Source organism: Cellulomonas bogoriensis 69B4 = DSM 16987 (assembly GCF_000767165.1).
GTDB lineage: Bacteria > Actinomycetota > Actinomycetes > Actinomycetales > Cellulomonadaceae > Actinotalea > Actinotalea bogoriensis.
Genome location: NZ_AXCZ01000217.1, coordinates 1 through 3,739 on the forward strand (window position 1 = coordinate 1; position 3,739 = coordinate 3,739).

Annotated in this window: 5 protein-coding genes; 1 reads left to right on the plus strand and 4 read right to left on the minus strand. The window is 74.1% G+C overall.

Annotated features, from left to right (window positions below; genetic code table 11):
- The 4 genes from N869_RS17930 to N869_RS13515 all read right to left on the minus strand — a co-directional run.
- The coding region (locus N869_RS17930; protein WP_198026083.1) for an AtzH-like domain-containing protein at window positions 1–271 on the minus strand (271 nt) is incomplete at its 3' end.
- Window positions 268–963, minus strand: a complete 696-nt coding sequence (locus N869_RS13505) for a GntR family transcriptional regulator (RefSeq protein WP_052105568.1) — start codon at window positions 961–963, stop codon at window positions 268–270. The genes N869_RS17930 and N869_RS13505, both read right to left, overlap by 4 nt.
- 62 nt (window positions 964–1,025) lie before the next feature.
- A complete protein-coding gene (locus tag N869_RS13510; RefSeq protein WP_035062437.1) occupies window positions 1,026–2,081 on the minus strand; it encodes a phosphotriesterase family protein in 1,056 nt (351 codons plus the stop codon).
- On the minus strand, window positions 2,078–3,244 hold the full coding sequence (locus N869_RS13515; protein ID WP_052105570.1) for a methylenetetrahydrofolate reductase C-terminal domain-containing protein: 1,167 nt from the start codon (window positions 3,242–3,244) through the stop codon (window positions 2,078–2,080). Before N869_RS13515 ends, N869_RS13510 begins: the two co-directional genes overlap by 4 nt.
- Before the next feature lie 32 nt (window positions 3,245–3,276).
- Between N869_RS13515 and N869_RS13520 the strand changes: the two genes are divergently transcribed.
- On the plus strand, window positions 3,277–3,739 hold a 463-nt coding region (locus N869_RS13520), incomplete at its 3' end, for a hypothetical protein (RefSeq protein ID WP_035062438.1).

Consider the following 3,739-nt stretch of genomic DNA (forward strand, 5'->3'; position numbering starts at 1 on the left):
CCCGGCGGGTCTCGGCGACGACCACCGCCGACCCCGGCGCGAGCACACGCACGTGCACCCGCTCGACGGCCCGTGAGGGTTGCCCCGGCCGGGCGGCCCGGAACGCCGCGATGTGCTCGTGCCCCACCAGGGACTCACCCGCCTCGCTGCGGACCGTGGCCGCACCCGGCGCGAACAGCTCGTCCAGGACCACCACGTCGTTGGCCACCAGGGCCTGCTCGTACCGGGCGAACGCGGCCAGCAGCTCGGGGTCGGGCAGGGTCACGCTCACGGGGCCACCTCCTGGACGTGGGGGTCGGCGGTCGCGGGGCCGCCCTGCAGGGACGTCAGCGCCGCCGACGTCTCGATGTGGGCCAGCATCAGCCGACGAGCCCGCTCCGGGTCCTGGTCGACGATCGCGTCCACGATCTCCGCGTGCTCGCTCCACGAGGACGGGGCGCGCGTGTCGACCGTCGCCCGGTACAGCAACGACACCTTGTGCGAGATCTGGTTGAACAGGCCCAGCAGCATCGGGCTGCCGGACGCCTCCGCGATCGCCCGGTGCAGGTCCGTGTTCAGCCCGGGCAGGGACTCGAACTCCCCGGCTCGGAACGCCTCCTGACCGGCGGCGAGCAGCGCCCGGATGCCCCGCAGCTGCGCCGGGGTCGCGCCCGTGGCGGCCCGTGCCGCGGTCAGGCTCTCGACGGTGGCGCGCACCGCGAACAGGTCCAGCGCATCCTGGTCCGACCACCGGCTCACGGTCCGGACCCGGGGCCCGGTCGTGGTGACCAGGCCCTCGCCCTCGAGCAGCCGCAGGGCCTCGCGCACCGGGACCCGGGACACCCCGTAGTGGTCCGCCAGGCGCGTCTCGGTCAGTCGCTGGCCCGGCTCGAACCGGCGGGCGACGATGTCCTCCCGCAGCATGTCCGTGACCTGCCGCACCAGGCTCGCCCCGCTGCTGGTGGTGGTGCTCTGCCCCTGCATGGTGCTCCTCGATGGTGGGCCGACCGGTCGGGACCCCGCGGCCCCGTCGTGCGTGATGGCGTTCAGAGCGTGCCAGGCCTCTCCAGCATGCGTCGCGGGTTGACCACCCGCATCGCCGCGATCTCGTCCTCGCTCACCCCCAGGGCCCGCAACCGGGGCTCGACGTTCAGCGTCAGGTGGGTCATGCCCCACCCGCCGTGCTCCAGGAACTGGGGCTTCATGCACAGGTCGTGGGACAGCAGCACCTGGTCCACGAACCCGGCGTCCAGCAGGCGCGCCAGCATGACGTACCGGTCCTGGTCCAGCGCCCTGCGCGGGTACTCCTCACCCCGCCGGGCCGAGACCGCCCACTGCTCCATCCCGAACGTGTCCAGCTCGACCCGCACCCCCCGCGCCGCGGCCTGCAGCGCGAACTCCGGCTCGGGGCGCTCGTCGACGTGGCTCACCACCACCTTCGCCGGGTCGACCCCCAGCTCCAGGACGTGGTCGATCGCGGGGAGCGTCGCCAACGGGTCCGGGAAGATGGACCGGTGGATGTTCAGCGCCACACCGGTCTCCATCTGGGCCAGCGCCGCGCCGTGCAGGACCTTCAGCTCGGCCGGCGTGGGGGTGTTGCTCGTCCCGATCTCCCCGATGATGCCCGCGCGCACCCCGGTGGACCCCACACCGACGGTGATCTCCTCGACCAGGACGTCCCGGACGACCTCGGGCCCCACGTGCCGCACGTACGCCGAGTGGGCGTGCTCCACGTACTCCCCGCACCCCATCACCACGTTCACGCCCGTCATCTGGGACAACGTCCGCAACGCCACGGGGTCACGCCCGATCCCCGGGATCGACAGCTCGGCGACGGTGAACCGGCCCAGCGCGGCGAGCTCCCGCAGCTCGGTCAGCGCCACCTGCAGGTCCAGCTGCTGCAACGCGTCCCGGTACGAGAACGGTGCCACCTGCACCGCCCCCCGGGTCCGCATCGAGAACGGGGCCGTCGCGGACGCCAGGCCGGCCTCGTCCGCCGGCGGCACCCACTGGCCCACCGCGTTCGCGACCAGGTGCTCGTGGGGCAGCACGACACCCAGGTCGGCGGAGTCCACGTCACCCAGGACGGTCGTCACGATCATGACGCCACCCCCGCCCGTGCCGCAGCGGTCACCGGCATGCCGGCCTCCTGCAGCACCGCCGAGACGATGTCGACCTGCTCGTCGGACGCCGCCAACGCGTTCGTGCGGCCCGTCACCGGGGCCAGCAGCACACCCGACACCCCGCCCGAGGCGCGCATCTCCTGGACCGTCTCGGCCGCGATCCGCACCCCCTCGCGGGCAGGGTCCGGTGAGCGCCGCAGACGGTCCAGGGTCGCCTCGGGGATCGAGAACCCCCGCAGCCCGGCGTTGACCCTCCGGGCGGTCGCCTCGTCCGGCAGCACCGCCACCCCCGCCAGCAGGTGGAACGGTGGCGCGTCCGGACGCGCGGCCTGCACGTCCGCCAGGAACGACCGCCACAACGGCAGGTCGAACACGTGCTGGGTGATCAGCACGTCCGCCCCGGCGCGCACCTTGCGCACCACCTGCTCGGCCCGGCGCTCGTACGGGGGCGCGAACGGGTGCGCGGCCGCCGCGATCAGGTACGACGGGGCCACGTCCACGCGTCGACCGTTGTCGAGCACCCCCTCGTCGCGCAGCCGGGCCGCCACCCCGATAAGGCGGGTGGAGTCCAGGTCGAACACCGGTGCCGCGTCCGGGCTGTCGCCCACGTCCACGTGGTTGCCCGAGACGAGCAGCACGTTCTGGGCGCCCAGGCTCGACACCCCCAGCAGGTCACCCTGCAACGCCATCCGGTTGCGGTCGCGGCACGTGAACGTCGGCATCGTCTCGACCCCCGCGGCCAGCAGGTGAGCCGTGGCCGCGACGTTCCCCATGTGGACGTTCGCACCCGAGTGGTCGGTGATCGACACCACGTCCGCGACCTGCGCCAACCGCACCGCCGCGGCGGTGAACTCCGAGGCGTCCGCGCTGTCCGCACCGTTGACCTCGGTCACCACCATGAACCTGCCGGCGGCCAGCCCCGCCTCGAACCTGCCCGACCCCCGCTGCACACCCACCTCGCCAGGAACACGGCGGGCAGGGAGCTCGACGCCCTCGTGGGGCTGGCCACCCAGGAACGTGCACCGTTGCGCGGGCCGCACCTCACACCCCCCGTCCGCGGCCACACCCCCGCACGGACCCACCTGCATCCGTTTGGGGCACACGTCCAGCAGGGGAAGGGGGGCGGGGGCGGTGGTGGTCATGTGGTCCTCTCCTCGACGCCTACCCTGGCCGCATGACCAGGACGATCGGTGTGCTGCTGGGTGGCCCTGCCGGTGACGGGGCCTTCATCGACGCCGCCGTGGCCGCCGTGACGGACGCCCGGGGGCGCGGGATCCGCGTCGACCTGCGCGAGCAGGCGCCCGACGCGTTCGACCCGGCGTGGGGTGCGGTCCTGTGCCACGGCGTCCAGCTCGCCCCCTGGCTCCGGGACCTGGACCACGACCGCACCGCGGTGCCCACGGTCCTCACCGACACCCCCGCGGACCGCACCGGGCTCGCCGGCGTCACGCTCGTGGACTGGGCATGGGACCAGGCGGCCTACTGCGCCGGTGCGCTCGCGGTCGAGATGGCCGGCGGCCGGGGGGTGGGCCTCGTGGCCGGACCGCCGGTGCTGACCCAGCGTCGGGTCGCCTCGGCGTTCACGGCCGGTGCGGCCGCCCGCGCGGAGCAGGTCGGTGGCGGCGAGCTGTCGACGG

Excerpts from the sequence above, each read along its gene's own strand:
- N869_RS13515 (WP_052105570.1), bottom strand. The coding sequence starts at position 3,244 with ATGACCACCACCGCCCCCGCCCCCCTTCCCCTGCTGGACGTGTGCCCC.
- N869_RS13505 (WP_052105568.1), bottom strand. The coding sequence starts at position 963 with ATGCAGGGGCAGAGCACCACCACCAGCAGCGGGGCGAGCCTGGTGCGG.
- N869_RS13510 (WP_035062437.1), bottom strand. The coding sequence starts at position 2,081 with ATGATCGTGACGACCGTCCTGGGTGACGTGGACTCCGCCGACCTGGGT.